Source organism: Actinomycetospora lutea, from assembly GCF_028737205.1.
Lineage (GTDB): Bacteria > Actinomycetota > Actinomycetes > Mycobacteriales > Pseudonocardiaceae > Actinomycetospora > Actinomycetospora lutea.
The window spans coordinates 25,662-51,215 of the sequence record NZ_JAQZAL010000027.1; the positions used below are offsets into that span (position 1 = coordinate 25,662).

A 25,554-nucleotide genomic window follows, 5' to 3' on the forward strand; every position below is an offset into this window, starting at 1 on the left:
GCCCGTCCTGCACCGACAGGGGAAGGAGTACGCCATGACGACGCACGGGCCGGTCGCCGGCGGCCCGCCGACGACCGGACGCGGTTCGGGCACGAGCAGGAACGGATCCACGTCGCGCCGCGTCGTGGCGCTGGTGCTCCTGGCGGTCGCGGTGGTCTTCGTGCTGGAGAACCGCGACCCGACCGAGATCCGACTGTTGATCCCGGTCGTGCTCATGCCGCTGTGGGTGGCACTGACCATCACCCTGGTCCTCGGGCTCGCCGCCGGATGGCTCGTCGCCCGCCGACGGCGCTGACCGTCGCCGCAGGACGTGCGGGCCGCCGCCGGCGGGCCGCGCGTCCTGCCGGGCGCACCTCGCTCCGCGGTGTCGTCGGTGAGCGACGCGCGGCCAGCGACCTCGCCAGGACGATCTTGACTGCGGCGGTGACGGGCAGGGCGACGAGGGCGCCCAGCAGTCCTCCAAACGAGGCTCCGACCAGGACCGCGAGGAAGGCCGCGAGCGGACTCAGGTCGATGGTGCGGGAGAAGACCCTGGGCGCGATGAGGTAGTTCTCCACGGCCTGGTAGGCGCAGAAGAAGGCGAGCGTGACCACGGCGAGCCCCCAGCTCTGCGACAGGGCGACGACCGTGCCGATGAGGGAGGCGAAGAAGGCGCCGACCTGGGGCAGGGCGTCGAACAGCGCGACGACCAGGGCGAGCAGCGCGGGGTAGGGCACCCCGGCGATCAGGAAGAAGACGAACGACGTCCCGCCCGCGATGAGGGAGACGAGGACCTGTCCCGACACGTAGCCGCCGACCCGGGCCAGCGCCTCGTCGAGCGTGTCCACCCGGTCGGGCGTGCCGAGCAGGCGCGCGAGACCGGCGTGGATGCGCGGCATCGCCAGCCCGAAGTACACGAACAGGACGAGTGTCGTGAGCGCCGCCGCGGCTCCACCGAGCAGCAGGCCCAGGGCGCTGAAGACGGCGGTCAGGGCCGAGGCCAGCAGCTGGCCGACCTGTTGGCTCACCTCGGAGACCGCAGCATGGGTGGCGGGGTCCGCCAGCGTCGCGCCGACGGCCGTCGACGAGCCCCCGAAGCGCGCGGCGAGCCGGTCGAGCACCTGCGGCGCTGCCTGTACGAGATCGCCGATCTGCCGGAGACCGGGCACGACCAGCACCGCCACCAGCACCGCGCCCACGGCCACTGCGCTGAGGGCGATCAGCGTGACCGCCAGACCGCGGCGCGCTCCGTGGCGCGTCAGCCAGGCGACCCCGGGCTCGAAGCCCACGGCCAGGAAGAAGCCGGTGAACGCGAGCAGCAGCGCTTGGCGGGCGCGGTAGGCCACGAGGAGCACGATGACGACGGCGATCACGACCAGGACGCCGACCAGGACCATTGCGGCCACACGGCTCAGCGGTGGCCCTCCCGGCGGGTGTCCGCGCGCAGCGACATCGTCACCGGGTGGTTCGCTCATCGGCCTCCACCCGATCGTCAATGCCGCGGGCTCGCGGCTCTGGTGCTCGGTCACGTCGCCTGGGGGGTAGGCGGGGTCCTCATTGTCCGGGGGCGCAGCCCGCGCCGTCGTCATCCGACGTGGGTGAGGCCGGAACGTCATCGAGCAAAGTCCTCGGTCCGGCGCGACCCTTCCTCGGAGGCCGGCCATGTAGCACGAGATGAGAGCCACCCTGGTGAGTTCGGCCTACCAACATGGAGGCCACTGGCGATGCGGCGGCAGCTCAGCGATCACAGGCCTCCGCGCCGGATCCCCAGGACCCTCGAGAGCCCTGGCTCGTCCGGGTCTTCCGTGATCTCTCGGCCGTCGAGCCAGGAGCCGATCACGTGGGCGAGCTCGCGGGGGTGGCTGAAGTTCATCGCGTGCGCCGCGCCCTCGATCACCGCGATCCTCAGGTGCGGCGGCGCCAGGCGGCCGACCTCCTCTACCCGCCACAACGGCGGCATGAGCGGGTCACGGGTGCCGATCACGGCGAGCGTGGGCACCGGCGTCCGCAGGACGCGTTCGAGCGAGGGGAAGCGCATGAGCTCGCCGAACAGCTGCAGGGCGTTGACAGGCCCGAAGCGCAGATAGTCGAGGAGCACGACGGGAGCCATGCACGGGCTCTCGCGCGGCACGTCGCGCGCGAGTTGCACGAGTGCCCGGGTGAGCGGCTGGTTGTGCATCCCGCCCGCGGGCGAGGCGAGGACAACCCCGGCCACGCGGTCGGGTGCGCTGTGCGCGACCTCCAGGCTCACCGGCCCGCCCATCGAGTTGCCGACCAAGACCACGCGCTCGAGATCGACCGCGTCGAGAACCTCGAGGAGCGCCCACGCCAGCGAGGGGATTCCCAGGACGTGACCCCACGCCGCGCTCTGTCCATAGCCCGGCAGATCGGGGACCAACGTCGTCGCACGGTGTGCGAGCGCCCGGGCGGTGGGAAGCAGGTAGCTGCCGGAGACCGCGAAGCCGTGCACGTGCACGAGCGGAACCGAGCCGGGAACCTGCGGACCCCTGCGGACGAAGACCGGGTGTCCCTGGACCTCGACCCGGAATTCTTCCCAGCCCACGTCGACCATGACCCACTATCACAGACAAGCGCGTGCGCGCCCACCGTCACGGGCCCTTGCTCGCGACGGGAGCAGCGCACGACCGTCGGTGCCGGGAGATGGCGGGGCGGTCATGTGCCGGCCATGGTGCGGGACGCGGTCGGGGCGTGACGGTGCTGCGCGAAGTGCCGCGTGCCTCCTTGGGCACACCAGCGCTGTCATCGGGGCTGCTCAGGTTTGCCCCGGCGCCGGGCCGAGGCCTCGTCCGCGACGGATGATGTCCGAGTCGCGGGCGGCTCCCGGGTCACGGTCATTGTTCCCGGCGGCCCGGCCACCCACGCCTTGGCCCGTGCGAGCTGCGCGAGCGGGGACGGCCGCCGCTCGCCCCTTTCTCACCGCCCGCGACCGGCGATGTCGTCGCGCAAGATCGGCCTGCCCTTCCGCTTGCGAGGAGACGGTTCACCGGGCTTACGACTAGGGTTTGACGATGCCGAGCGGCGATGCCTGTGGCGTGATCTTCGATGTGGATGGTGTGCTGCGTTGGGGGTCGTTGGGTCGTCAGCTGGGGCGTATCAGGGCCCTGCGCACGACCAGTCTTCGCGATCGTCGTTCGATGCTGGCCATGCCCCGCCTCGTCCGTGCCCTTTCGGCTGATCTGGGCGGCGCGCCGGTGGTCTACGTGACGGCCTTTTCGAAGGTGATGGCCCGGCCGATCACGACCGTGTTGGGACGTGACGGTTATCCGCCGGGCACGCTGGTGACGGTTGGCCGTAGCTGCGTGCCGCGATGGGTTGTCGGGGGCAGCAGGGTGCGCAAGCTTGCTCGAATCGAACAGCTCGCCGACCGGATGCCGTCTGCGCAATGGGTGCTCCTCGGGGATGATGGGGGGCACGACCCGCAGGTGTTTTTCGATTTCGCACGCCGCCGGCCGGACCGTGTCGCGGTGATCGGGTTCCGACAGGTGTTCGACCTCGATCGCTCGAAGGTCGAACTGTCCTCCCTGGCCCGGGGTGTCAGTGCGGCAGTGGTCGGGGCACCGAACGGTGAGGAGCTCCTGCCGCGGGTGCGATCGGCTCTCGGGATCGGGCAGCCACGGGAGGGCTCGGTTGGGGACTGGTTCCTCTCGGAGCTCGAGCGTGGCAACGGGGCGACTCGCCTCCGGGCGTGGACCGAGGGCAACAAGGTCCGCCCGCTGGTGCACGGATGTGCGTACTACGACGCCGTCGCGAGAAAGCTGGCCGCGGCGGGTGACGGTGACTCGGTGCACTTCGTGGGCTGGCGGGGGGATGCTGATGAGCTCCTCGCCGAGGGCGGGCCGACGGTCGTCGAGGCGCTGGCGGGGGCGGCGAATCGTGGGGCGAGGGTATGTGGGCTGCTCTGGCACGCCCACACCGGCGTGGTGGGCTCGCAGGCGGGTCCGAACCGGAAGCTCGCCCTCGCCGTGAACGCGGCGGGCGGTGAGGTGCTGCTGGACCAGCGGGTGCTTCCGTTCGGCTGCCACCACCAGAAGATGGTCGTCGTCCGCCACGCCGCCCGTCCCGAGGACGATGTGGCGTTCCTCGGCGGGATCGACCTCGACCACGGCAGCCGTGACAACGCCGTCCACCGCGGTGATCGCCAGAGCGTGGGCGCCAACCCCGTCTACGGGCCCAATCCCGCCTACCACGATGTTCAACTGGAGCTGCAGGGTCCGGCGGTGCGAGATGCGGAGGAGACGTTCCGTGAGCGGTGGCAGAACCCGGCAGCGGTGTCGCGGCTGCCCTGGCACGTGATTCCTGACCGGATCCACGGCCTTCCCCGCTCCGGCTCGCCGCTTCCGCCGGCGTCACCCGCCCCTCCAGTAACCGGTACGTGCGCCGTTCAGCTCCTGCGGACCTATCCGCGCCGTCGACCCCGCTACCCGTATGCCCCGCGGGGGGAACGCAGCATCGCCCTGGCCTACACCAAGGCGCTCGGCCGAGCGGAGCAGTTGATCTATGTCGAGGACCAGTACCTGTGGTCGTTCGACGTCGCCCGCATCTTCGCCGCCGCCCTCCAGCGCTCGACACGACTGCATCTGATCGCCGTAGTCCCGCGACGGCCGGACAACGAGAATCAGTTCTACAACGACTCGGCGATGTTGGGACACTCCGAGGCCGTGGCCATGGTGCGGGAGGCGGGCGGGGAGCGGGTGCAGGTGCTCGATGTCGAGAACCTGCAGGGCCTCCCCGTGTACGTCCATTCCAAGCTGTGCATTGTCGATGACGTGTGGGCAGCGGTCGGTAGCGACAACTTCAACACGAGGTCCTGGACGCACGACTCGGAGCTGACGGCAGCAGTGCTGGACTCCGAACGGGACCGGCGCGCTCCGACCGATCCGGGTAGGCTCGGGGACGGAGCCCGCCGGTTCGCCCGAGAGCTGCGTCTCACGTTGATGCGCGAACACCTCGACCTTGACGAGGACGATGACCTGCTCGACCCCGTTCGGGCCGCGGACACCGTTCGCAAGAGCGCTGCCGAGCTCGACGCGTGGCATGACGGCGGATGTCGGGGACCCCGACCGGCCGGGCGGATGCGCAGCCACTCCGTCGGTCAGGGAGGCAAGCTGCCCGCCCGGCATCGCTGGCTCACCGCCCCGATCTACAGGTCCTTCCTCGACCCGGACGGTCGTCCCCTCGATATGCGACTGCGGCGCACCTACTGACCCGTCTGCTCACCCGCGCCCGGCCAGCCCCGACCCGGCTCGTCGTCATCGGCGCCGATCGGGCAATTCGAGCCGTGCCGTTTCTCCGGGTTGCAGCTCTCGCACCGAGCAGGGGAGACGCAGGCGGGACGCTTGCAGGGCGAACTCCGTTCCGGGGTAGCTGAACCGGTCTTGGCGGACCGCTCCGAGGCCGGTCGGCCACATCGTGCCGAAGTGCACGGGAACGGCGTGGTGGGCGTCGAACTCCGCCAGGAAGCCGGCGGCGCGCACTGCGTCGAGGTGCCCGGGACCCAACGTGGGGCCCCAGCCACCGACCGGCAGGAGCGCGATGTCGCAACGCCCAACCGCCTCCCGCACCAGGGCCGACCAGTCGGTGTCGCCGGCGAAGTAGGTGCGGGCCTTCCCGCTGACGACGTATCCGAGCGCAGGTGCCCACCGCCGAGACCAGGGCCACCGGTGGCCACCATGCTCGGCCGGAACCGCCTCGACGGCGACGTCCCCCACGTGGACCGTGTCGCCCGGGCCGACCTCGACCAGCTCACGGTCGCGCAGCCGTCGCAGCCCGGGCACGGCGCGCAGCGCGCCGCTCGGGACCACCACGGGAGTGTGCCGCGGCAGGAGGGACAGTGACCTGAGGTGGAGATGATCGGCGTGCAGATGCGACACGACGGCCAGATCTGCGTGCCGGGAACGGTCGTCGGGCAGCGGTCCCCGGCGTCGGCGGAGGTGCCCCAGCCGGGAGCAGAACAGCGGGTCGGTGAGGACACGAACACCGCCGTCGTCGATCGTGCAGGTCGAGTGCCCCCACCAGGTGACGTCCGGCATCTCATCACCTCCGGCTCACCCTCATCCCCAAGAGTAAGCGGAACGGGGTCGCCGCTCGCGCTCCGCAGCTGCCGTCCTCCGACCACACGCGCGGGCTGTCGGACGCGGGGGGGGGGGGGATCCGGCCGTCTGGTCCTTCGACGTCGCCATCGTCCCTGCGGCCCTGCCCCGACGGCGGCCGCCGGGACATCTCCCGCCTCCGCTGGTCCCGAGCCGTCACGCCCGTCGAGACGGCCTGGCGCTCCCCCCGACCCGGGCGCACCTCGCGGCCGCGCAGATCGCCGGCGCTGCGGCATGGTCGTCCCGGCGTCCTCGGCGGTGCAGTCGCCCCGCTGCTGCTCACCTTCCTGCAGGCGGACCTCGGCTTGGCCGCCGCCGCGGGCTACGTCGCGTTCGCGCCTGCTCTCGGTCGTCGGCCTCGCCCTCGGCCGCGACACGAGCCAGCGGAGGAGGAGGGTGGTCGCCGGGTATCAGTCGCGTTCGTAGGACTGCGTGCGTGCTGCGTGGCCGGAGAGCACCATCGGCTTCGACGGCGGCTCGTCGATGATCACTTCACGCTCGACGGTGAGGTCAGGGCCGATATGCACCAGTTCGCCCACCGCGACCTCCTCCCAGCCCGGCCGGGCGTCCATCCGCTCGCTGGCGATCACGACGACCGGGTGGTCCACGGCCGCGTCGGAGTGCATATGCAACGTGCCCGCGGCGTCGTCGTGGACCAGCGCCTCGTCGGAGGGCGCGCGGTGAAGCATCCACAAGGGGTTGTGCTCCGGATAGCGGAACGCCCATAGGTGCCCGTTCGAGCCCAGCACGAAGTTGAGGCTGTAGAGCTCGATCTCGCGGGCGAGCTCGTGCACCGCGGCGACGATGCCGGCTCCGACGTCGCCCCCGGCGTCGCGGACGGCCAAGGTCAGGAACGCGAAGAACCGCTCGCTATCGGTGTCGCCGCCGACCATGGCCATCGACGGGCCGATCCGGCGCTCGAGCTCGGGAAGGTCGCCGACGACGCCGTTGTGGGCGAAGATCCGATTGTCGATCACGAAGGGATGCGTATTGGGCAGCGAGACCGCGCCGGTGCTCGCGTAGCGCAGGTGGGCCAGCAGCTGGCTGGCCCGCACGCGCTGAGAGACCTGCCGGTACATCGCGTCGTCGCCAGCCTTCACCGGGTTGCGCACGAGGAGCAGCCCGTCGCGGGTGCTCAGCGCCGCGATGCCGAACCCCTCGGCGTTGCGCTCGCTCTGCGCGGCGAACGAGTCCGGTGCGCTGAGCAGCCAGAACTCCGCGGGGACGTCATGGGGTCCCGCGTGCAGGGCGAACAGGCGGCACATGGGGGCCACGCTAGCGCCCCAGGTGCCCCGAGAATCGCCTCGGCTGGCAGGCCGCACTTCCTACCGTCGATCGTCATGAGGCCGTGGACGCGGGACCCGCTGACGCTGACCGTCACCGCGCTCGCCAGCGCCAGACACGCCGCACGGCGCCGAGCAGCCACCTTGTAGGAGAGTGGTTGGAGGTTCGAGTTGTCGACCATCGGCGGGCAGGGTCGTCGCGCCACCATCGAGCGACTGCCACTCCTGCTCCGTCGTGATGATCTCGGCCGTGATGCGAATCGTGGTGCGAACTACGGGCTACGAAGGCTCGTGAAGCCTCCAGAGACACGCCGATGACAATGAAGGCCCTGGTAGACGCCCTGAGGTACGCCTTCGCGCGTTCTTACAAGCTGCTAGTCAGCCGTGCACTAGCTGAGTCGAGCACGACAGCCCTACGTCCACGTGACACCGCAACGAGGCCCTCAGCCTTGAGCGCCGTAAGAGCTCGGTGCGCGGTGCCGACGGCGACAGTGTTGGCGACGGCGACCTCCGCGACGGTGGGCAGCTCTTCGCCCGGCTTCAACTCACCGGTACGGATCATCGTCCGGAGCCCTTCAGCAATGTCTTCGTACGGGCTTCGCCGCAGTGCCGGTTGCGGGACGGGTCGGGGGAGGACGGTCGCCATGGTCGTGGCCGCTCGTCGGTCCGCTTCGTCGACCCAGGCGGCGTAAACCTTGAGCGTGGTCGCGCCACCGCTGCCATGCCCGAGGCGGCCGGCGACGGTACGAATGTCGACGCCGGCAGCGACGAGCTCGGTAGCCGAGTAATGCCGGAGGGAGTGCAGCCGGGTGCTGCGCAACTTGAGCCGCAGCGCGAGCCGGCGGTAGCGCTGGCTGATGGCTCGCGGTAGATAGGGAGCGGTGCCATCGGGCGCGGGGGAGAAGACGAAGGCATCCAGGCTCAGCGGCACCCCAAGCTGCTCACAGCGCTCACGCCACAGCTCGCGGTGTGCTCTCAGGAGCTCGACAGTGTGCTCGTCGAGAGCGACCTTGCGCCGCTGGTTCGTCTTGGTGTTCTTCTCCTTCAAGCCGGCCTTCGTTTGAGCATTGGCCTGGTGCACCCAAAGCAGGCCGCGATCGAAGTCGATGTGCCGCCACCGGAGTGCGGAGACCTCGCCGCGCCGCGGTCCTGTGAGCATGGTCAGCCAGAGCAGGAGGCCCCATTCTGGGTCGCTGAAGGCGGCGTTCAGTAGCCGAGCCGCCTCGTCAGCGCTGGGTGGATCGGGCTCGGTACGGCGAGGTGCCGGTGCCTCGGCCATCGCCGCCTTGTTGATCCCCAGGTGCCGCCATCGAACGGCTCGGTCGAGGGCTCCGCGGATGATGTAGTGCACCTTGCGCGTGGTGCTCGTGCTCAGCGGTCGGCAGACGTGGCCTCCCCGAGCCTTGCCGTTGCACGACAGGACGCGGCAGCGGTGCAGACGCGCGTAGAAGCGCTCGAGGAGCTCGGCGTCGAGACGGGCCGCAGGCAGAGCGCCGAAGGTTGGGAGCACATAGATGCGGATCAGATCGTCGTACCGCTCGCGTGTGGTGTCTTCGAGTTCGACGACATCGAGCCACTGCTCGATGGCCCGTCGCACCGTAATCTCGGACTTCGGGTGGCGGTCGTCGTCGACCTGTCCCTGGAGTCGGGTGAGGGCCTTCTCCGCTTCCTGGTACGACGCGTGCGTCTCGCGCAGCTGCCGCGCACGGCCGGTCAGCGGATCGGTGCCGGCCGACACCGTGACGCGGAACGATCCGCTCGGAAGCTCTGAGATGGAGCCGCGCTTGCGACGTGTCCGGGATGCCATGAGCAGAGCCTAGGAACACTCGTGCCACGAACCGTGCCACGCGGACTCGAGGCGATAACGAGTCAACGACGTTTCCGCTGGTGAGCGGTTGGTGCCCCCGGCAGGATTCGAACCTGCGCTCCCGCCTCCGGAGGGCGGTGCTCTATCCCCTGAGCTACGGGGGCGAACCGTTCTTGAGCCTAGCGCACGGGCCGCGGAGCGCCGACGCTCGGGTGATGGCCCACGCAGCGATCCACCAGGACCACAGCATCGACGCCGCCGACCTCGCCGCCCTGTCCGGACGCACCCTCGCGGTGATCGGGTTCGGCAACCAGGGCGCCGCCCAGGCGGCCAACCTGCGCGACTCCGGGCACACGCCGGTCGTCGGCAACCGGGACGACGAGTACGCGACGGCGGCGAGCGAGGAAGGCTTCGACCTGCGCCCGATCGCCTCGGCGGCCGAGGTCGCCGATATCGCCCTGCTGCTCGTGCCCGACGAGGTGCAGCCCGACCTCGTGCGCACCGAGGTCGCGCCCGGCCTGCGCGCGGGTGACACGCTCGTGGTCGCGAGCGGCTACAACTGGCATTTCGGCCTGCTCGAGGTGCCCGAGGGCGTCGACGTCGTCATGGTGGCCCCGCGCATGATCGGCGCGGCGGTGCGCGACCGCTACGTCGACCGCCACGGCTTCCCGTGCTTCGTGTCGGTGGAGCGCGACGCCACCGGGCGCGCGTGGGAGACGACGCTGGCGGTGGCGCGGGCGATCGGGGGCACGCTCGGCGGCGCGATCGTCTCCAGCGCGCGCGAGGAGGCCGCGCTCGACCTGTTCAGCGAGCAGGCGGTGTGGCCGGCGATCCTCGACGTCGTGCGCACCGCGCACCGGGTCGCGATCGAGGCGGGGTTCAGCGAGGAGGCCGTGCTCAACGAGCTCTACCTGTCCGCCGAGCCCGCCGAGGTGTTCGCGCACGTCGCCCGCGCCGGCCTGTTCGGCCAGCTGGGTCTGCACTCGCGGACCTCGCAGTACGGGCAGCTGCGGGCGCTGACGGCGCTCGACGAGCAGGGCGAGCTGGCGGCGCGGTTCGCCCGCGTGATGCACGACGACATCCTGTCCGGGGCATTCGCGCGGGAGTGGAGCCGGCCGGAGGCGGGGGAGCAGCTCGACGCCCTGCACCGGGAGGTCGCCGCGAGCCCGATCGCTGCGGCCGAGGCGGAGGTGCGGGCGCGGCTCGGGTCGTGATCGCCGAGGACCGCCACGTCGGCGTGTCGCGCAGCGAGGATGTGGCGATCCTGGCGTCACACGCCAGCGATGCCGGATCGCTCGTACCGGGTCAGCCGCCGTGCATCCCGTGGCCCATGCCGGCGTGGGGGTCGGCGGGGGCCGGGAGGGGGGCCGCGCCGCGGTCGGCGAGCATCTGGGTCATCGTCGCCGACTCGGCGGTCTGCGACGCGACCATGCTCTGGGCGAGCGCGCGCACCGCGGGCACCGAGGCCTGCGACGCCGCCGCCTGCATCATCGGCAGGCCGCCCTGGTGGTGGCGCAGCATGAGCTGCAGGAACGCGACGTCGAGGTCGCGGCCGGTCGCGGCGCGCATCCGCGCGAGGTCGTCCGGCGACGCCATCCCGGGCATCGACGGGGTCGGCATGCCCATCCAGCCCATGTACTGCCCGCCGGGCGGCCGGAGCGGCTCGCCCCACAGGGTCAGCCAGCCCTCCATGCGCCCGACCTGCGAGGTCTGCGTCGACTCGATGTCGAAGGCGATCTGGCGGACCTGCGGGTCGGTGGTGTTGTTCCGCGCCCACACGGCCATCTCGACCGCCTGGCCGTGGTGCACGACCATGTCCTGCAGGAAGCCGACGTCGACCGAGCCCTCCGCGGGCCCGTAGGTCGTGGCCGTCGAGCGCCCGAGCGCGATCCCGCCGATGACGCCGACGAGCACCAGCAGCAGCGCCAGGCCACCGGCGACGACCGCCTTCGCCCACGTCGGGCTCGCCGACCACCAGCCGCCGTCACCCGAACCGCCGTCGTCACCGTCGTCGCCGGGGGGCGGCGGGTCGACGCGGTCGGTGTCGGTGCCCATCTCGGTGCCCGTGTCGGTGTCGGTGTCGGTGTCCGTGTCGGTGTCCGACGAGGTCTCCGTGCCGGCGGCCACGATCAGCCCCCGTTCCCGGCCTGGGCCCCGCGCCCGTCCATCGTCACCGCGTCCGGCGGCGGGGGAGAGGCGTCGAAGGGCGGCGGGTTGTCCGGGTCGAAGTAGCCCGGCCCGAGCGCGTCACAGCTCGCCCCGACCTCGGGGTAGGTGTACTGGTTCTGGCGCAGCGAGGAGATGAACTGGTCGACCCGCGGGTCGTTCGGGTCGGCGAGCTTGAGCTCGTGGCCCCACGACTGCAGCGAGATCGGCTGGTCGAGGCCCGGGTAGGGCGACATCATCGTGTAGTCCTGGCCCTGCACCTTCGCCGTGAGCGCCTGCAGTGCCGGCCCCGAGATCTGGTCGGGGTTGTAGGCGATCCACACCGCGCCGTGCTCCAGCGAGTGGACCATGTTCTCGGTGCGCACCGGGGTCGGGTAGACGACGCCGTTGCAGGCCGCCCAGTACGCGTCGTGCGGGCCGCCGAACGGGGGCGAGCGGTCGTAGGCGACGCGCTGCTGGGCGTTGACGTGCTGCTGGCCGGCGTACTGCCCCGTGACGATGCCGGGGATCGCGAGCGACGGGTCGCGGTTGTCGTCGCTCGGGTGCCAGGCGCTGACCTCGCTCTCGCGGCTGAGCGCGAAGCCGATGACGCCGACCGCGAGCACGACGATGACGGCGATCGCGCCGATCAGCAGCCACGGCACCTGACGTCGCGTGGCGGCGGCCGGTCGCTTGCCGCGGGTGACCGGGTTGGGCCCGCGCTTCGCGTTCGGGCGCTGCCCGCCGCCGCTGCGCTGCCCGCCGCCGCGCTGTCCGTCGGGGCGCTGACCGGTGCCGCGCTGACCGGTGCCGCGGGGCCCGCTCCCGCCCTTGCCCCGCGCCGGGCCGGCACTCGACCCGGACCGCCGACCGGACCCTCCACTCGCCATGCCCGCGAGTTTACGGAGACGCCGTCACGCGCCGGTGACCCCCCGTGATCGTCCGCCGGGCCACTCCGGCCCGAGGGCCCGCGGGCGCCGGTCCCTAGAATCCACGGGGTGACCCCCGCAGCCCTGGCCGACCTCCTGCGCGCCGTCGCCGTGGACGTGCTCACCGAGCGCGGCCTCGACACGACGGTGCTGCCCGAGACGGTCACGGTGGAGCGTCCGCGCAACCCGGAGCACGGCGACTACGCCACCAACCTCGCGATGCGCTCGGCCAAGAGGGCGGGCGTGCCCCCGGCCGACCTCGCGGGCTGGCTGGCGAAGGCCCTCGAGCAGGCCGACGGGATCGCCGCGGCCGAGGTCGCGGGCCCGGGCTTCCTCAACCTGCGCCTGGCCGCGGACGCGCAGGGCGGGATCGTCGCCGACGTCCTCGCCGCCGGCCCGGGGTACGGGCACACCGACGCGCTGACCGGCCAGGCGATCAACCTCGAGTTCGTGTCGGCCAACCCCACCGGCCCGATCCACCTCGGCGGGACGCGCTGGGCCGCGGTCGGCGACGCGCTCGGGCGGGTGCTGGCGAGCCAGGGCGCCGCGGTCACCCGCGAGTACTACGTCAACGACGCCGGCGCGCAGATCGACCGGTTCGCCGAGTCGCTCATCGCCGCCGCCGAGGGCCGCCCGGTGCCCGAGAACGGCTACGGCGGGGCCTACGTCGGCGAGGTCGCGCAGAAGGTCGTCGACACCGAGGAGGGCGTGCTCGACCAGCCCGAGGCGGAGAAGCTCGCCGCGTTCAAGCGCCTCGGCGTGCAGATCATGCTCGACGAGATGCGGGCGAGCCTCGAGTCGTTCGGCACCCACTTCGACGTGTGGTCCTCGGAGCTCGCGCTGCACAGCTCGGGCGCGGTCGAACAGGCCGTGCAGGACCTCAAGGACTCCGACGCCCTCTACTTCGCCGAGGGCGCGTGGTGGATGCGCTCCACCGCGCAGGGCGACGACAAGGACCGCGTCGTCATCAAGTCCGACGGGCGCCCGGCCTACATCGCGGGCGACATCGCGTACTACCGCGACAAGCGCGCCCGCGGCGCGGACCTCGCGATCTACATGCTGGGCGCGGACCACCACGGCTACATCCACCGGCTCAAGGCCGTGGCCGCGGCCTTCGGCGACGACCCGGCGCGTGTCGAGGTGCTCATCGGGCAGCTCGTGAACCTCGTGCGCGACGGCGAGCCGGTGAGGATGTCCAAGCGCGCCGGCACGATCATCACGCTGGAGGACCTCGTCGACGCCGTCGGCGTGGACGCGGCGCGCTACACGCTGGCGCGCAGCTCGGTCGACCAGGTGCTCGAGATCGACCTCGACCTGATCTCCAGCCGCACCAACGAGAACCCCGTGTTCTACGTGCAGTACGCCCACGCCCGGCTGTCCTCGCTGGCCCGCAACGCCGCGGACCTCGGCGTCTCGGCCGACGACCCGGACCTCGGGCTGCTGACCCACCCCCGCGAGGGCGACCTCATCCGCACGCTCGGCGAGTTCCCGCGCGTGCTCTCCTCGGCCGCGGGCCTGCGCGAGCCGCACCGGGTCGCGCGCTACCTCGAGGAGCTGGCGGGCACCTACCACCGCTTCTACGACTCCTGCCGCGTCCTGCCCCAGGGCGACGAGGAGCCCGCGGGAATCCACACGGCACGGCTCGCGCTGTGCTCCGCGGCGCGCCAGGTCCTCGCGAACGGCCTGGACCTGCTCGGTGTGAGCGCGCCCGAGCGCATGTGACCCACCCGTCCGACGAACAGAGCTGGATCCGCCGATGACCCGCGCCCACCCCGCCGGGCCCCTCCACGCCGACGTCATCCCCCAGCACGAGGACGGCGCCGGCCCGCCGGACGCCGCCGCGCTCGACGTGCTGCCCGCCGCCGTGTGGCCCCGGCACGCCGTGCGCGGTGAGGACGGCGTCGTGCGTCTCGCCGGCGTCGACGTCACCACCCTCGCCCGCGAGCACGGCACGCCGCTGTTCGTCGTCGACGAGGCGGACTTCCGTGCGCGGTGCGCCGAGCACGCCGCGGCGTACGGCGACCCGTCGCTCGTGCACTACGCGGCCAAGGCGTTCCTGACCGCCGAGATCGCCCGCTGGGTCGCCGACGAGGGCCTCGGCCTCGACGTCTGCACCGAGGGGGAGCTGCTCACCGCGCTGCGCGGCGGCTTCCCGCCCGAGCGGATCACCGTGCACGGCAACAACAAGAGCCGCCACGAGCTCGCCGCCGCGCTCGACGCGGGCGTCGGGGCGATCGTGCTCGACTCCTACGTCGAGATCGCCCGGCTCGACGAGCTCGCCCGCGAGCGCCACGTGCGCGCCGAGGTCATGGTGCGCGTGACCGTCGGGGTCGAGGCGCACACCCACGAGTTCATCGCGACCGCCCACGAGGACCAGAAGTTCGGGTTCTCGCTGGCCGCGGGCGACGCCGCCGAGGCCGTGCGCCGGGTGCTCAAGTCGCCGGGCCTGCACCTCGTCGGGCTGCACAGCCACATCGGCTCGCAGATCTTCGACGCCGACGGCTTCGAGCTGGCCGCTCGCCGGGTCATCGGGCTGCTCGCCGAGCTGCGCGACGAGCACGGCTCCGACGACCCCGAGGTCGCCGACGCCCTGGACACCGTCGACCTCGGCGGCGGCATGGGCATCGCCTACACCGTCGCCGACCACCCCCGCTCGCCCGCGTGGATGGCCGGTGAGCTGCGCGCGATCGTCGAGCGGGAGTCCGCGCGCGTCGGCCTCGCGCCACCGCGGATCGCCGTCGAGCCGGGCCGGGCCATCGTCGGGCCGGGCACGGTGACGCTCTACGAGGTCGGCACGGTCAAGGACGTCGAGCTCGGCGGGGGCGCCCGGCGCCGCTACGTCAGCGTCGACGGCGGGATGAGCGACAACATCCGCACCGCGCTCTACGACGCGCACTACGACTGCCGGGTGGTCTCCCGCTCGGCGGCGTCGGCGGCCTCGGCGCCCGACGTCGATGGGTCGAGCTCCGCTGCGCTCCGTCTCCCGGTGCGGTCCCGCGTCGTGGGCAAGCACTGCGAGTCCGGCGACGTCGTGGTGCGCGACTGCTGGCTGCCCGCGGACCTCGCGCCCGGCGACCTCGTCGCGGTCGCCGCGACGGGCGCCTACTGCTACGCCATGGCGAGCGCGTACAACAAGGTGCCGCGGCCCGCGGTCGTGGCCGTGGCGGACGGCACGTCGCGCCCGCTGCTGCGTCGCGAGACGCTCGACGACCTGGCGCGACTGGAGGTGTCGTAGGTGACCGGCTCGATCAACATCGCGCTCCTGGGCTGCGGTGTCGTGGGCTCGCAGGTGGTGCGCCTGCTCACCGAGCAGGCCGACGAGCTGGCCGCGCGCGTCGGCGCGCCCCTGCGCCTGGTCGGGGTGGCCGTGCGCCGCCCGCAGCGTCACCCCGACGTGCCGGCCGACCTGCTGACCACCGACGCGGCCGAGCTGGTGAGCCGCGACGAGGTCGACGTCGTCGTCGAGCTGGTCGGGGGCATCGAGCCGGTGCGCGGGCTGCTGCTCGCGGCGCTGAAGAACGGCAAGTCGGTGGTGTCGGCGAACAAGGCGCTGCTCGCCGAGGACGGCGCGGCGCTCGCCGCGGCCGCCGACGAGTCGGGTGTTGACCTCTACTACGAGGCCTCGGTCGCCGGGGCGATCCCGCTGCTGCGCCCCATCCAGCAGTCGCTCGCCGGCGACCGCATCGTGCGCGTGGCCGGGATCGTCAACGGCACCACGAACTTCATCCTCTCGGCGATGGCGTCGTCGGGCGCGCACTACAGCGAGGCGCTCGAGGAGGCCGGCCGGCTGGGCTACGCCGAGGCCGACCCCACCGCCGACGTCGACGGCTACGACGCCGCGTCCAAGGCCGCGATCCTCGCGAGCCTCGCCTTCCACACCCGCGTGACCGCCGACGACGTCCACCGCGAGGGCATCCGCGACGTCACCGCGGCCGACATCGCCGCCGCGAAGGCGCTGGGGTGCACGGTGAAGCTGCTGGCGATCTGCGAGCAGACCGACGGGCCGGGAGACGGAGCGCAGCGGAGCTCGACCCGTCCTCACGTGTCCGCGCGCGTGCACCCCGCGATGATCCCGCGCTCGCACCCGCTGGCCTCGGTCTCCGGCGCCTACAACGCGGTGTTCATCGAGGCCGCCGCGGCCGGGCAGCTGATGTTCTACGGGCAGGGCGCGGGCGGCCCGCAGACCGCGAGCGCGGTGCTCGGGGACCTCGTGGCGGCGGCGCGCAACCGCGTCATCGGCGGGCGGGGCCCCCGCGACACCGCGCACGCCGCCCTGCCGGTGCTGGCGATGGGCGACACGCACACCCGCTACCACGTCGCGCTCGACGTCAACGACCGCGCGGGCGTGCTCGCACAGGTCGCGGGCGTCTTCGCCGAGCACGGGGTCTCGATCGCGACGGTGCGCCAGGAGGGCCGGGGCGGCGGCGCGGGTGACGGGGACGATGGCGCGCCGGGCCCGAAGGACGCCACACTGGTGATCGTGACGCACTCCGCCCCCGACGCCGCCCTCGCGGCCACGGTGGAGGCGCTCACCGGGCTCGACGCCGTGCACGGCGTCGCCGGCGTGCTGCGGGTCGAGGGGCTCGGCCGTCCGGTGACCGAGCTGGGGGGTGGATCGTGACGGGCGTGGTGTCGGGCGCCGTCGGTGCCCGTGTCGAGTGGCCGGGGATCATCCACGCCTACCGCGAGCGGATGCCCCGCGTGCAGCCCGGCTGGGAGGTCGTGACCCTGCGCGAGGGCGGAACGCCCCTGCTGCCGGCCCCGCACCTCTCGGAGCTCACCGGCTGCGAGGTCCACCTCAAGATCGAGGGCGCGAACCCGACGGGCTCGTTCAAGGACCGCGGCATGACCGTGGCGATGACCGAGGCCCTCGCCGGCGGCGCGCAGGCCGTCATCTGCGCGTCGACGGGCAACACCTCGGCCTCGGCCGCCGCGTACGCCACGCGCGCGGGCATGACGTGCGCGGTCCTCGTGCCCCAGGGCAAGATCGCGCTCGGCAAGCTCGCCCAGGCCACCGTGCACGGCGCCCGCATCCTGCAGCTCGAGGGCAACTTCGACGCCTGCCTCGAGCTCGCCCGCCGCGCTGCCGAGCAGTACCCGATCGCGCTGGTCAACTCGGTGAACCCGGCGCGCATCGAGGGCCAGAAGACGGCCTCGTTCGAGATCTGCGACCAGCTCGGGCGCGCGCCCGACATCCACGCGCTGCCGGTCGGCAACGCCGGCAACATCACCGCCTACTGGCGCGGCTACACCGAGTACGCCGGCGACGGCGTCGTCGCCGGTACCCCCCGCATGCTCGGGGTGCAGGCGGCCGGCGCCGCCCCGCTGGTGCACGGTGCCCCCGTCGCGGACCCCGAGACGCTGGCCACGGCCATCCGGATCGGGTCGCCGGCCTCGTGGGACGGCGCGATCGCCGCCCGCGACGAGTCCGCCGGCGAGATCACGGCGGTCGACGACGACGCCATCGTCGAGGCCTACCGGCTGCTGGCCGCCCGCGAGGGCGTGTTCGTGGAGCCGGCGTCGGCCGCCTCGGTGGCCGGGCTGCTCGCCCGCGCGCGCGGCGGCCGGCTCGACACCGGCCAGCTGATCGTCGCGACCGTCACCGGCCACGGCCTCAAGGACCCGGCGACCGCGCTCGCCGACGCGCCGGACCCCGTCGTGCTGCCGCCGCAGGTCGACGCCGTCGCCGACGCCCTGGGGCTGCGCTGAGCGCCGGGGCGGAGGTGGCGCGGGGGGCCGGCGAGCAGGCGGCCCCGCCCGCGGGCACCGTCGTGCGCGTCCGGGTGCCGGCGACGTCGGCCAACCTCGGGCCCGGGTTCGACACGCTCGGCCTGGCGCTGGGCATGTGGGACGAGGTCGAGCTCTCGGTCGGCGACGGCGACCGGTGCACCGTCGACGTCGAGGGGGAGGGCGCGGCGCGGGTGCCCCGCGACGGCCGCCACCTCGTGCTGCGCGCCGCGCACGCGACGTTCGACCGGGCGGGGGCGCCGCGGGCGTCGCTGCGCCTGCGGTGCCGCAACGTCATCCCGCACAGCCGCGGGCTCGGGTCGTCGGCGGCCGCCGCCGTGGCGGGAATCGTCGCGGCCCGGGGGTTGTTGTCCCCGACGTACCCGCTGGACGAGGCCACCGTCCTGGACCTCGCGGCCGGCTTCGACGGCCACGCCGACAACGTGGCCGCGTGCCTGTACGGCGGACTGGTCGTCAGCTGGGGACACGACGGGGCGTGGCACGCCGCGCACCTCACGCCGCACCCGGCGCTGCGTCCGGTGGTGCTGATCGCCGAGCGGTCCAGCTCCACCGAGGCGACCCGGGGCCTGCTGCCCGACCGCGTCCCGCACGCGGACGCGGCGTTCACCGCGGCGCGCGCGGCGCTGATGGTGCACGCGCTGACCAGCGAGCCCGAGCTGCTGCTCGCGGCCACCGAGGACCGCCTGCACCAGCCCTACCGCCGGCCCGCCTACCCGGAGACCGCCGCCGTCGTCGACGAGCTGCGCGCCGCCGGTGTCGCCGCGGTCGTCTCGGGCGCCGGGCCGACGGTGCTCGCGCTGACCCTCGACGGCCGGCTGCCCGACGGGCTCGACACCACCGGTTTCACGGTGCGCCCGCTCGCCGTCGACACCGAGGGCGCCCGCGCCGAGGTGGTCTGACCGCGTCCGACGGGCAGGGTCGTCCGCGGCCGCCCGCCCGGCTGCGGCACGCGGGGGGTGGTTGTTGCCGGTGACAGGGGCGGGGGCTACATTGAGCCCACAGCGACCACGCGCGAGGCGCGTCGGCGCCCAGGTCCCGCTTCGCTCGGGGCCAACCCTCTTCCCCAGCCGTCGGGTCGTCCCGGCGGACGGACATTCATGATCGCTGCAAGAGAATTCCGCGGGCTCTCCCACCCGAGATCGACTCCCGTCGGTCCGCCGGGCCGGAGCGCACCCGCGAGCAGCCCCGCCGTGTGCGGGGCGGACACGTCCGCTGGCCCGGGTGGTCCCCGGGCCGGTCAGGAAGGACCTGCGTGACCGAAACCGACGTCATCTCCACCGACGGCGCCGACGGCGCTGCGACTCCCGCGCCCGAGCGGCGTCGGCGGGGAGGTGTGTCCGGCATGGTGCTCGCCGAGCTCCGCGACCTCGCGACCTCGCTCGGCGTCTCCGACACCACGGGGATGCGGCGCAACGACCTCATCGCCGAGATCAAGAAGCGGCAGTCCGGCGGGGGCGACCAGCTCCCGCTCGGCGACGACGCCGCCCCGGCGGCGACGCCCACCGAGGCTGCCGCCGGGACGCCCGCCGAGGCCCCGGCCGAGGGCGCCGCGGACGAGGGTGCGCCGACCCGCCGCCGTGGCGGTCGCCGCCGCGCGACCTCCGCCTCCGGCCCGCCGCCCGGAGCGAGCAGCGAGTCGCCCTCGGCGGAGGCCGGCGAGCCGGCCGCCGCTGCCAACGGCAGCGCGCCCGCCCCGGAGGCGAGTGCGGTGACCGCCGCGTCCGACGCCGTCCCCGGCGCCGAGGCCGCGGCCGCCACCGCGACCGAGGCCCCCGCCGAGACCCCGTCCGAGGCGCCGACGTCGTCGCGCCGTGGCCGTCGCGGCTCCCGCCGCGACGCGGGCCCGGGCGTGGAGTCGGCGGACGCCCCCGCCGCCGCCGACACCGAGGCCACCGCCACCGACGCGCCCACCGACAGCGCGCCCTCCACCGAGCGCACCGACACCACGCCGGACGGCGACGGTGACGGCGGCCGGGGTCAGGGCGGGTCTCGCCGCCAGCGCGAGCGCGACCGCGACCGCGACCGCCAGCAGGGCGGCCGTCCCGACCAGAACGGCCAGAACGGCCAGGGCGGCGGCCAGCAGCAGGGCGGCCAGCGCCAGGGCGGCCAGCAGGGTGGCCAGCAGGGCGGCCAGCAGCAGGGTGGCCAGCAGCAGGGCGGCCAGCAGCAGACCAACCAGCGCGGCGACGACGACGAGGACGACGAGGAGGGCGGTGGCCGCCGGCGCGGCCGGCGCTTCCGCGACCGGCGCCGCAACCGCAACGACCGCGGCGAGCGCAACGAGCGCGGCCAGGGCGGCGGCGAGCCGGAGGTCCGCGACGACGACGTCCTCATCCCCGTCGCCGGCATCCTCGACGTGCTCGACAACTACGCGTTCGTCCGCACCTCGGGCTACGCGTCGGGGCCGAACGACGTGTACGTATCGATGTCGCTGGTGCGCAAGCACGGCCTGCGCCGCGGCGACGCCGTCACCGGGCAGGTGCGCCAGCAGCGCGAGGGCGAGCAGAACCGCCAGAAGTTCAACCCGCTCGTCCGCATCGACTCGATCAACGGGCTCGATCCCGAGCAGGCGAAGCGCCGGCCCGAGTTCACCAAGCTCACGCCGCTCTACCCCAACGAGCGGCTGCGCCTCGAGACCGAGTCGCACCTGCTGACCACGCGCGTCATCGACCTGGTCATGCCGGTCGGCAAGGGCCAGCGCGCGCTGATCGTGTCGCCGCCGAAGGCCGGCAAGACGATGGTGCTGCAGGCGATCGCCAACGCGATCACCACGAACAACCCCGAGGTCCACCTCATGGTCGTGCTCGTCGACGAGCGGCCCGAGGAGGTCACCGACATGCAGCGCTCGGTGAAGGGCGAGGTCATCGCCTCGACCTTCGACCGGCCGCCGTCGGACCACACCTCGCTGTCCGAGCTGGCCATCGAGCGGGCGAAGCGCCTGGTCGAGATGGGTCACGACGTGGTGGTCCTGCTCGACTCGATCACCCGCCTCGGCCGGGCGTACAACCTCGCGGCCCCGGCGTCCGGGCGCATCCTGTCCGGTGGTGTCGACTCCACCGCCCTCTACCCGCCCAAGCGCTTCCTCGGCGCGGCGCGGAACATCGAGGACGGCGGCTCGCTCACCATCTTCGCGACGGCGCTGGTCGAGACCGGGTCGACGATGGACACGGTGATCTTCGAGGAGTTCAAGGGCACCGGCAACGCCGAGCTCAAGCTCGACCGCAAGCTCGCCGACAAGCGCATCTTCCCCGCGATCGACCCCGACCCGTCGGGCACGCGCAAGGAGGAGCTGCTGCTCTCGCCGGACGAGATGGCGGTGACCCACCGCCTGCGCCGCGTGCTGGCCGCGCTCGACTCCCAGCAGGCCATCGAGCTGGTCCTCGACCGCCTGCGCAAGAGCCGGACGAACATCGAGTTCCTCATGCAGGTGGCCAAGACGACACCCGGCAAGGACGACGACTAGCCGCTCGCGCTGGTCCGTCCACGGGCGGCCCCGGGAGTTGAGTAGTCCTACAGGCGAGGCGGGGGAGGGTGCCCCAGCAGGCTTCGGGGCATGACAGCCCAGCCCGTCGCCCCCGACCTGCCCGGCCCCTGGACGGCGATCCTGGACGAGGCGCGCCGCTACCCCTCGCCGCACAACTCCCAGCCGGTCGTCGTGCGCGTGCACGACGACCGGCGCGCGGAGCTCTTCTACGACCTCGACCGCGGCCTGCCCGCCGAGAACTTCGGCATCCCGTTCGCGCACGTCTGCTCCGGGGTGTTCCTCGAGGCCCTCGCGACGGTGGCCGCGGCGCACGGCTGGGCGGTCCGCGAGGACCTGGACCTCGCCGCGATGGACTTCGCCTCCCCGCAGCGCCTCCACCTCCTGGGCACTGTCGCGCTGGAGCCCACTCTGGTGACCGACGCGGCGCGCGAGCAGATGGCGGCGTTCCGCCGGCGCCGGACCTCGCGGCGCCCCTACGACCGCCGCCGTGTGGCCCCGGCCGTCCTGGCCGAGGTCGCCGCCATCGCCGCCGACCTGGGCCAGGAGTTCGGCCGCACCGGCGAGCAGGACCTCGGCATCCCCGGGCCGCCGCTGCGGATCGCGATGCGCCACCGGTGGCTGTGGGACCTGCCCGTCGTCGGGGGTCTCTTCCGCCGGGTGTACCTGGGCACGATGCGCGGGGTCCGCGAACTGGGCTGGCTGACCGGCCCGTTCGACGGTCCGCGCGACCACGTCGAGGCCGGCCGCTGCTTCCTGCGGATCTGGCTCGCGTTCACCCGCCACGGCGTCGAACTGCACCCGTTCGGCACAGTGATCACCAACCCGCGCTCGCACGCCGCGTTCGTCGACCGGACCGGGATCGAGGAGACCGGCGGCCGCATGGCCTGGATGCTCTTCCGCTACGGCACCGGGAAGCCGCCGCCGCGCGCCTGGCGCCGGAGCCTCGACGCGATGCTGGTCGACGAGGTGCGGGCGGGGGCGTCGTCGTGAGGATCCTCTGGTGGTTCCAGGAGCTCCTGGTCGACCTGCTCGGGCGCTCCCCGCGGACCCACGCCCTGCTGCTCGCCCCCGGGTTCGAGCGGCTGCGCTGGTGGCTCGGCCGCCGCCGCGCGGCCCGCACCGCCGCCCGCGCCGCGCGCCGGGTCCCCGCCTACCGCCGGTTCCTCGCCGAGCGGGGCGCGTCGGCCGCGGCCTTCGACGCGCTGCCGGAGACGGACAAGAGCACCTACATCACCCGCTGGTCGATCCCCGAGCGCTGCGTCGGCGGGCGTCTGCCGCGCCGCGGGGTGGTCGTCGACGAGTCGTCCGGCTCGACGGGCACCCCGACGAGCTGGGTGCGCGGGCCGGTGGAGCGGCGGGCGTCGCGCGAGGTGCTGCGCGTCGGCTTCCTGCGCCACACCACGCCGGACCGGCCGGTGTTCGTCATCAACGCCTTCTCGCTCGGGGCCTGGGCCACCGGGATGAACGTGACCGCGGCGCTGACCCGCGTCTCGACCATCAAGTCCTGCGGGCCCGACCGCGACAAGATCATCAACACGATGCGGGAGTTCGGCCCCGGCTACACCTACGTGATCACCAGCTACCCGCCGTTCCTCAAGGGCCTGCTCGAGGACGACCGGCTGGACTGGTCGGCCTACGACGTGGTCTGCGCCTTCGGGGGCGAGGGGATCAGCGAGGGCATGCGCGACCACATCCTGCGCCGCGCCCGCAAGGTCGTCGGGGCCTACGGCGCCAGCGACCTCGAGATCTCGATCGCCGTCGAGACCGAGTTCACCATCGCGCTGCGCCGCGCGATCGCGGCGGACCCGGCGCTCGCGACGGCGCTGACCCGCCAGGACGAGTACGGCGTGCTGCCGAACATCTTCCAGTTCAACCCCTACGCCTACCTCGTCGAGGAGAACGAGGCCGGCGAGCTCGTCGTGACGATCACGCGGCCGCAGAACGTCGACCCCCGCATCCGCTACAACATCCACGACCGCGGGCACGTGCTGCGGATGCGCGACGTGCTGCCCGTCCTGCGCCGCTCCGGCCTCACCGCGGTGCTCGACGAGCGGGTGCTCGACCTGCCCCTGCTGCTGCAGTACGGCCGCAGCGACCACTCCGTGGACTACAACGGCGCGGTGGTCCCGCCCGACGGGGTCCGCGACGCCGTCGCCGGCGACCCCGAGCTGGTGGCCGCCGTCGAGAACCACCGCGTCGTGTCCTACGAGGACCGCGCCGGCGACCGGCGCCTGCACCTGGCCCTGCAGCTCGCCGACGGGCACGCGCTGCCCGACCCGACCGCGGCCGCCCACCGGCTGCTCGCGGCCCTCCGGCGGGCCAACCGCGACCTGGACAACGCGATCCGGACGAGCTCGCCGGGCACCGAGCCCACGGTCGGCGTCTACCCCTTCCGGACCGGCGTCTTCGCCGGCGACGGCGGCCGCCTCAAGAACGAGTACGTGTGGATCCTCGACGCCGCGGAGGCCGAGGCGGCGGGCCTCGACGAGCAGGTGGTGGCCACCCGGGCGGCGTGAGCGGACGGGAACAACGTGACCCCCGAGGTGGTTGTGCGGCACAGCGGGCGGTCCTGCGAGAATGGCCCGCACACCTCGGTTCCGGTTCACCCCAGGCACGACGGGGACCCGGCGACCACGACGCGAGAGGACCCCGATCCGTGAAGAGCGGCATCCACCCCGAGTACCACGAGACCCAGGTGCTGTGCAGCTGCGGCAACTCGTTCAGCACCCGCAGCACCAAGCCGGGCGGCAACATCACCGTCGAGATCTGCTCCGCCTGCCACCCGTTCTACACGGGCAAGCAGCGGATCATGGACACCGGTGGCCGCGTCGCCCGCTTCGAGGCGCGCTACGGCAAGCGCACCCCGAACAAGAAGTAGCCCCCGCGACGCCCGTCGCCCCTGCGCACCGCGCGGGGGTGGCGGGCGTTCTGCATGGACGGACCGGTCGGAGGGAGGTCGGCGATGACCAGCAGCATGACGTCCTCGCCCGGGGTCACCGCGCTGCTCGAGGAGCACGCGGGCCTGGAGGCGCGCCTGGCCGACCCCGACGTGCACGCCGACGCCGCGCTCGCCCGCTCGCTGGGGCGTCGGTACGCGGCGCTCTCCCCGGTCGTCGCCACGATCGGCGAGCTGGGCGCCGCGGAGGCCGACCTCGCCGACGCCCGCGAGCTCGCCCGGGAGGACCCGGCGTTCGCCGCCGAGGCCACCGACCTGGAGGCCCGCGTCGACACGCTGCGCGCGCGCCTGGCCGAGCAGCTCGTGCCGCGCGACCCCGCGGACGCCAACGACGTGGTCGTCGAGGTGAAGTCGGGGGAGGGCGGCGAGGAGTCGGCGCTGTTCGCGGGCGACCTGCTGCGGATGTACTCCCGCTACGCCGAGCGCCGCGGGTGGAAGGTCGAGGTGCTCTCGGCGACCGAGTCCGACCTCGGCGGCTACAAGGACGTCACCGTCACCGTGACCGCGCCCGGCAGTGACCCGGACGGCGTCTGGGCCTGGTTCAAGTACGAGGGCGGGGTGCACCGCGTCCAGCGGGTGCCCGTCACCGAGTCGCAGGGCCGCATCCACACCTCCGCGGCCGGGGTGCTCGTCTACCCCGAGGCCGAGGCGGCCTCGGCGATCGAGATCGACGAGAAGGACCTGCGCGTCGACGTCTTCCGCTCGTCGGGCAAGGGCGGGCAGGGCGTCAACACCACCGACTCCGCGGTCCGGATCACCCACCTGCCCACCGGCGTGGTCGTGTCCTGCCAGAACGAGCGCTCCCAGCTGCAGAACAAGGCGCGCGCCCTCGAGGTGCTGCGCAGCCGGCTGCAGGCGATGGCCGACGAGGCCGAGCAGGCGCAGGCGTCGGCGGACCGGCGCAGCCAGGTCCGCACGGTCGACCGCTCCGAGCGCGTGCGCACCTACAACTTCCCCGAGAACCGGATCTCCGATCACCGGATCGGGTACAAGTCGCACGACCTCGACCGGGTGCTCGACGGCGACCTGGACGGGGTGCTCGACGCCCTGCGCGCGGCCGACCGCTCCGAGCGCATGTCCCGCGCCGCGGACGAGGCGACTCACTCCTGAGCA

The 25,554-nt window shown here is 73.3% G+C and carries 20 protein-coding genes and 1 tRNA gene; 13 read left to right on the top strand and 8 right to left on the bottom strand.

The genetic code is table 11. The features are described 5' to 3' along the window. Positions 1 to 34: 34 nt before the first annotated feature. A complete protein-coding gene (locus PHK61_RS24745) occupies positions 35 to 295 on the top strand; it encodes a LapA family protein (RefSeq protein WP_274283692.1) in 261 nt (86 codons plus the stop codon). On the opposite strand, the gene PHK61_RS24750 is transcribed toward PHK61_RS24745, so the two are convergent. Then, positions 240 to 1,376: an AI-2E family transporter gene (locus PHK61_RS24750; protein WP_274283732.1), complete on the bottom strand. Its 1,137-nt coding sequence runs from the start codon at positions 1,374 to 1,376 to the stop codon at positions 240 to 242. The two genes, PHK61_RS24745 and PHK61_RS24750, sit on opposite strands and share 56 nt — an antisense overlap. A 347-nt stretch (positions 1,377 to 1,723) precedes the next feature. Beyond that, positions 1,724 to 2,551 (bottom strand): alpha/beta fold hydrolase, encoded by an 828-nt coding sequence (locus PHK61_RS24755; RefSeq protein WP_274283693.1) that lies wholly within the window; start codon positions 2,549 to 2,551, stop codon positions 1,724 to 1,726. A gap of 457 nt (positions 2,552 to 3,008) precedes the next feature. On the opposite strand from PHK61_RS24755, the gene PHK61_RS24760 reads away from it, so the two are divergent. Continuing rightward, positions 3,009 to 5,204 carry a phosphatase domain-containing protein gene (locus PHK61_RS24760; RefSeq protein ID WP_274283694.1) on the top strand — a complete coding sequence of 732 codons (2,196 nt, stop codon included), beginning with the start codon at positions 3,009 to 3,011 and terminating at the stop codon, positions 5,202 to 5,204. Positions 5,205 to 5,249: 45 nt separating this feature from the next. Here the strand turns inward: PHK61_RS24760 and PHK61_RS24765 are convergent, their stop codons facing one another. From PHK61_RS24765 to PHK61_RS24780, 4 genes are all read right to left on the bottom strand, one after another. Then, positions 5,250 to 6,029: an MBL fold metallo-hydrolase gene (locus PHK61_RS24765; protein WP_274283695.1), complete on the bottom strand. Its 780-nt coding sequence runs from the start codon at positions 6,027 to 6,029 to the stop codon at positions 5,250 to 5,252. Between the two features lie 470 nt (positions 6,030 to 6,499). Continuing rightward, the gene (locus PHK61_RS24770) at positions 6,500 to 7,354 is read right to left on the bottom strand and encodes a class II glutamine amidotransferase (protein WP_274283696.1); all 855 of its coding nucleotides are present in this window, start codon (positions 7,352 to 7,354) and stop codon (positions 6,500 to 6,502) included. Positions 7,355 to 7,736: 382 nt separating this feature from the next. Then, positions 7,737 to 9,179, bottom strand: a complete 1,443-nt coding sequence (locus PHK61_RS24775) for a tyrosine-type recombinase/integrase (RefSeq protein ID WP_274283697.1) — start codon at positions 9,177 to 9,179, stop codon at positions 7,737 to 7,739. 89 nt (positions 9,180 to 9,268) lie between these two features. Further along, positions 9,269 to 9,343, bottom strand: a tRNA-Arg gene (locus tag PHK61_RS24780). 51 nt (positions 9,344 to 9,394) lie between these two features. Between PHK61_RS24780 and PHK61_RS24785 the strand changes: the two genes are divergently transcribed. Next, complete coding sequence (locus PHK61_RS24785) at positions 9,395 to 10,393, top strand: NAD(P)-binding domain-containing protein (protein WP_274283698.1); 999 nt, start codon at positions 9,395 to 9,397, stop codon at positions 10,391 to 10,393. A 91-nt stretch (positions 10,394 to 10,484) separates the two neighbouring features. On the opposite strand, the gene PHK61_RS24790 is transcribed toward PHK61_RS24785, so the two are convergent. After that, a complete protein-coding gene (locus PHK61_RS24790) occupies positions 10,485 to 11,306 on the bottom strand; it encodes a DUF305 domain-containing protein (protein ID WP_274283699.1) in 822 nt (273 codons plus the stop codon). Positions 11,307 to 11,308: 2 nt separating this feature from the next. Beyond that, positions 11,309 to 12,214: a DUF3105 domain-containing protein gene (locus PHK61_RS24795; protein WP_274283700.1), complete on the bottom strand. Its 906-nt coding sequence runs from the start codon at positions 12,212 to 12,214 to the stop codon at positions 11,309 to 11,311. A gap of 108 nt (positions 12,215 to 12,322) precedes the next feature. On the opposite strand from PHK61_RS24795, the gene argS reads away from it, so the two are divergent. From argS to prfA, 10 genes are all read left to right on the top strand, one after another. Further along, on the top strand, positions 12,323 to 13,975 hold the full coding sequence (gene argS / locus PHK61_RS24800) for an arginine--tRNA ligase (RefSeq protein WP_274283701.1): 1,653 nt from the start codon (positions 12,323 to 12,325) through the stop codon (positions 13,973 to 13,975). Between the two features lie 34 nt (positions 13,976 to 14,009). Further along, on the top strand, positions 14,010 to 15,488 hold the full coding sequence (lysA, locus tag PHK61_RS24805) for a diaminopimelate decarboxylase (protein ID WP_274283702.1): 1,479 nt from the start codon (positions 14,010 to 14,012) through the stop codon (positions 15,486 to 15,488). Further along, on the top strand, positions 15,489 to 16,874 hold the full coding sequence (locus tag PHK61_RS24810) for a homoserine dehydrogenase (RefSeq protein WP_274283703.1): 1,386 nt from the start codon (positions 15,489 to 15,491) through the stop codon (positions 16,872 to 16,874). Positions 16,875 to 16,945: 71 nt separating this feature from the next. After that, the gene (gene thrC / locus PHK61_RS24815; protein WP_420791437.1) at positions 16,946 to 17,962 is read left to right on the top strand and encodes a threonine synthase; all 1,017 of its coding nucleotides are present in this window, start codon (positions 16,946 to 16,948) and stop codon (positions 17,960 to 17,962) included. Between the two features lie 14 nt (positions 17,963 to 17,976). Further along, on the top strand, positions 17,977 to 18,900 hold the full coding sequence (thrB, locus tag PHK61_RS24820) for a homoserine kinase (protein ID WP_274283705.1): 924 nt from the start codon (positions 17,977 to 17,979) through the stop codon (positions 18,898 to 18,900). Positions 18,901 to 19,343: 443 nt separating this feature from the next. Then, a complete protein-coding gene (gene rho / locus PHK61_RS24825; protein ID WP_274283733.1) occupies positions 19,344 to 21,464 on the top strand; it encodes a transcription termination factor Rho in 2,121 nt (706 codons plus the stop codon). Between the two features lie 90 nt (positions 21,465 to 21,554). Then, complete coding sequence (locus PHK61_RS24830; protein ID WP_274283706.1) at positions 21,555 to 22,475, top strand: hypothetical protein; 921 nt, start codon at positions 21,555 to 21,557, stop codon at positions 22,473 to 22,475. Beyond that, on the top strand, positions 22,472 to 24,001 hold the full coding sequence (locus PHK61_RS24835; protein ID WP_274283707.1) for a phenylacetate--CoA ligase family protein: 1,530 nt from the start codon (positions 22,472 to 22,474) through the stop codon (positions 23,999 to 24,001). Before PHK61_RS24830 ends, PHK61_RS24835 begins: the two co-directional genes overlap by 4 nt. A gap of 140 nt (positions 24,002 to 24,141) precedes the next feature. Further along, on the top strand, positions 24,142 to 24,363 hold the full coding sequence (rpmE, locus tag PHK61_RS24840; RefSeq protein ID WP_274283708.1) for a 50S ribosomal protein L31: 222 nt from the start codon (positions 24,142 to 24,144) through the stop codon (positions 24,361 to 24,363). Positions 24,364 to 24,447: 84 nt separating this feature from the next. After that, positions 24,448 to 25,551 carry a peptide chain release factor 1 gene (gene prfA, locus PHK61_RS24845; RefSeq protein WP_274283709.1) on the top strand — a complete coding sequence of 368 codons (1,104 nt, stop codon included), beginning with the start codon at positions 24,448 to 24,450 and terminating at the stop codon, positions 25,549 to 25,551. Positions 25,552 to 25,554: the final 3 nt, after the last annotated feature.

Bases quoted from the DNA above. Each gene is read 5' to 3' on its own strand.
- PHK61_RS24745 (WP_274283692.1), top strand. From the start codon at position 35: ATGACGACGCACGGGCCGGTCGCCGGCGGCCCGCCGACGACCGGACGC.
- PHK61_RS24750 (WP_274283732.1), bottom strand. From the start codon at position 1,376: ATGGTCCTGGTCGGCGTCCTGGTCGTGATCGCCGTCGTCATCGTGCTC.
- PHK61_RS24755 (WP_274283693.1), bottom strand. From the start codon at position 2,551: ATGGTCGACGTGGGCTGGGAAGAATTCCGGGTCGAGGTCCAGGGACAC.
- PHK61_RS24760 (WP_274283694.1), top strand. From the start codon at position 3,009: ATGCCGAGCGGCGATGCCTGTGGCGTGATCTTCGATGTGGATGGTGTG.
- PHK61_RS24765 (WP_274283695.1), bottom strand. From the start codon at position 6,029: ATGCCGGACGTCACCTGGTGGGGGCACTCGACCTGCACGATCGACGAC.
- PHK61_RS24770 (WP_274283696.1), bottom strand. From the start codon at position 7,354: ATGTGCCGCCTGTTCGCCCTGCACGCGGGACCCCATGACGTCCCCGCG.
- PHK61_RS24775 (WP_274283697.1), bottom strand. From the start codon at position 9,179: ATGGCATCCCGGACACGTCGCAAGCGCGGCTCCATCTCAGAGCTTCCG.
- PHK61_RS24785 (WP_274283698.1), top strand. From the start codon at position 9,395: ATGGCCCACGCAGCGATCCACCAGGACCACAGCATCGACGCCGCCGAC.
- PHK61_RS24795 (WP_274283700.1), bottom strand. From the start codon at position 12,214: ATGGCGAGTGGAGGGTCCGGTCGGCGGTCCGGGTCGAGTGCCGGCCCG.
- lysA (WP_274283702.1), top strand. From the start codon at position 14,010: ATGACCCGCGCCCACCCCGCCGGGCCCCTCCACGCCGACGTCATCCCC.
- thrC (WP_420791437.1), top strand. From the start codon at position 16,946: ATGCCCCGCGTGCAGCCCGGCTGGGAGGTCGTGACCCTGCGCGAGGGC.
- rho (WP_274283733.1), top strand. From the start codon at position 19,344: ATGGTGCTCGCCGAGCTCCGCGACCTCGCGACCTCGCTCGGCGTCTCC.
- PHK61_RS24830 (WP_274283706.1), top strand. From the start codon at position 21,555: ATGACAGCCCAGCCCGTCGCCCCCGACCTGCCCGGCCCCTGGACGGCG.
- prfA (WP_274283709.1), top strand. From the start codon at position 24,448: ATGACCAGCAGCATGACGTCCTCGCCCGGGGTCACCGCGCTGCTCGAG.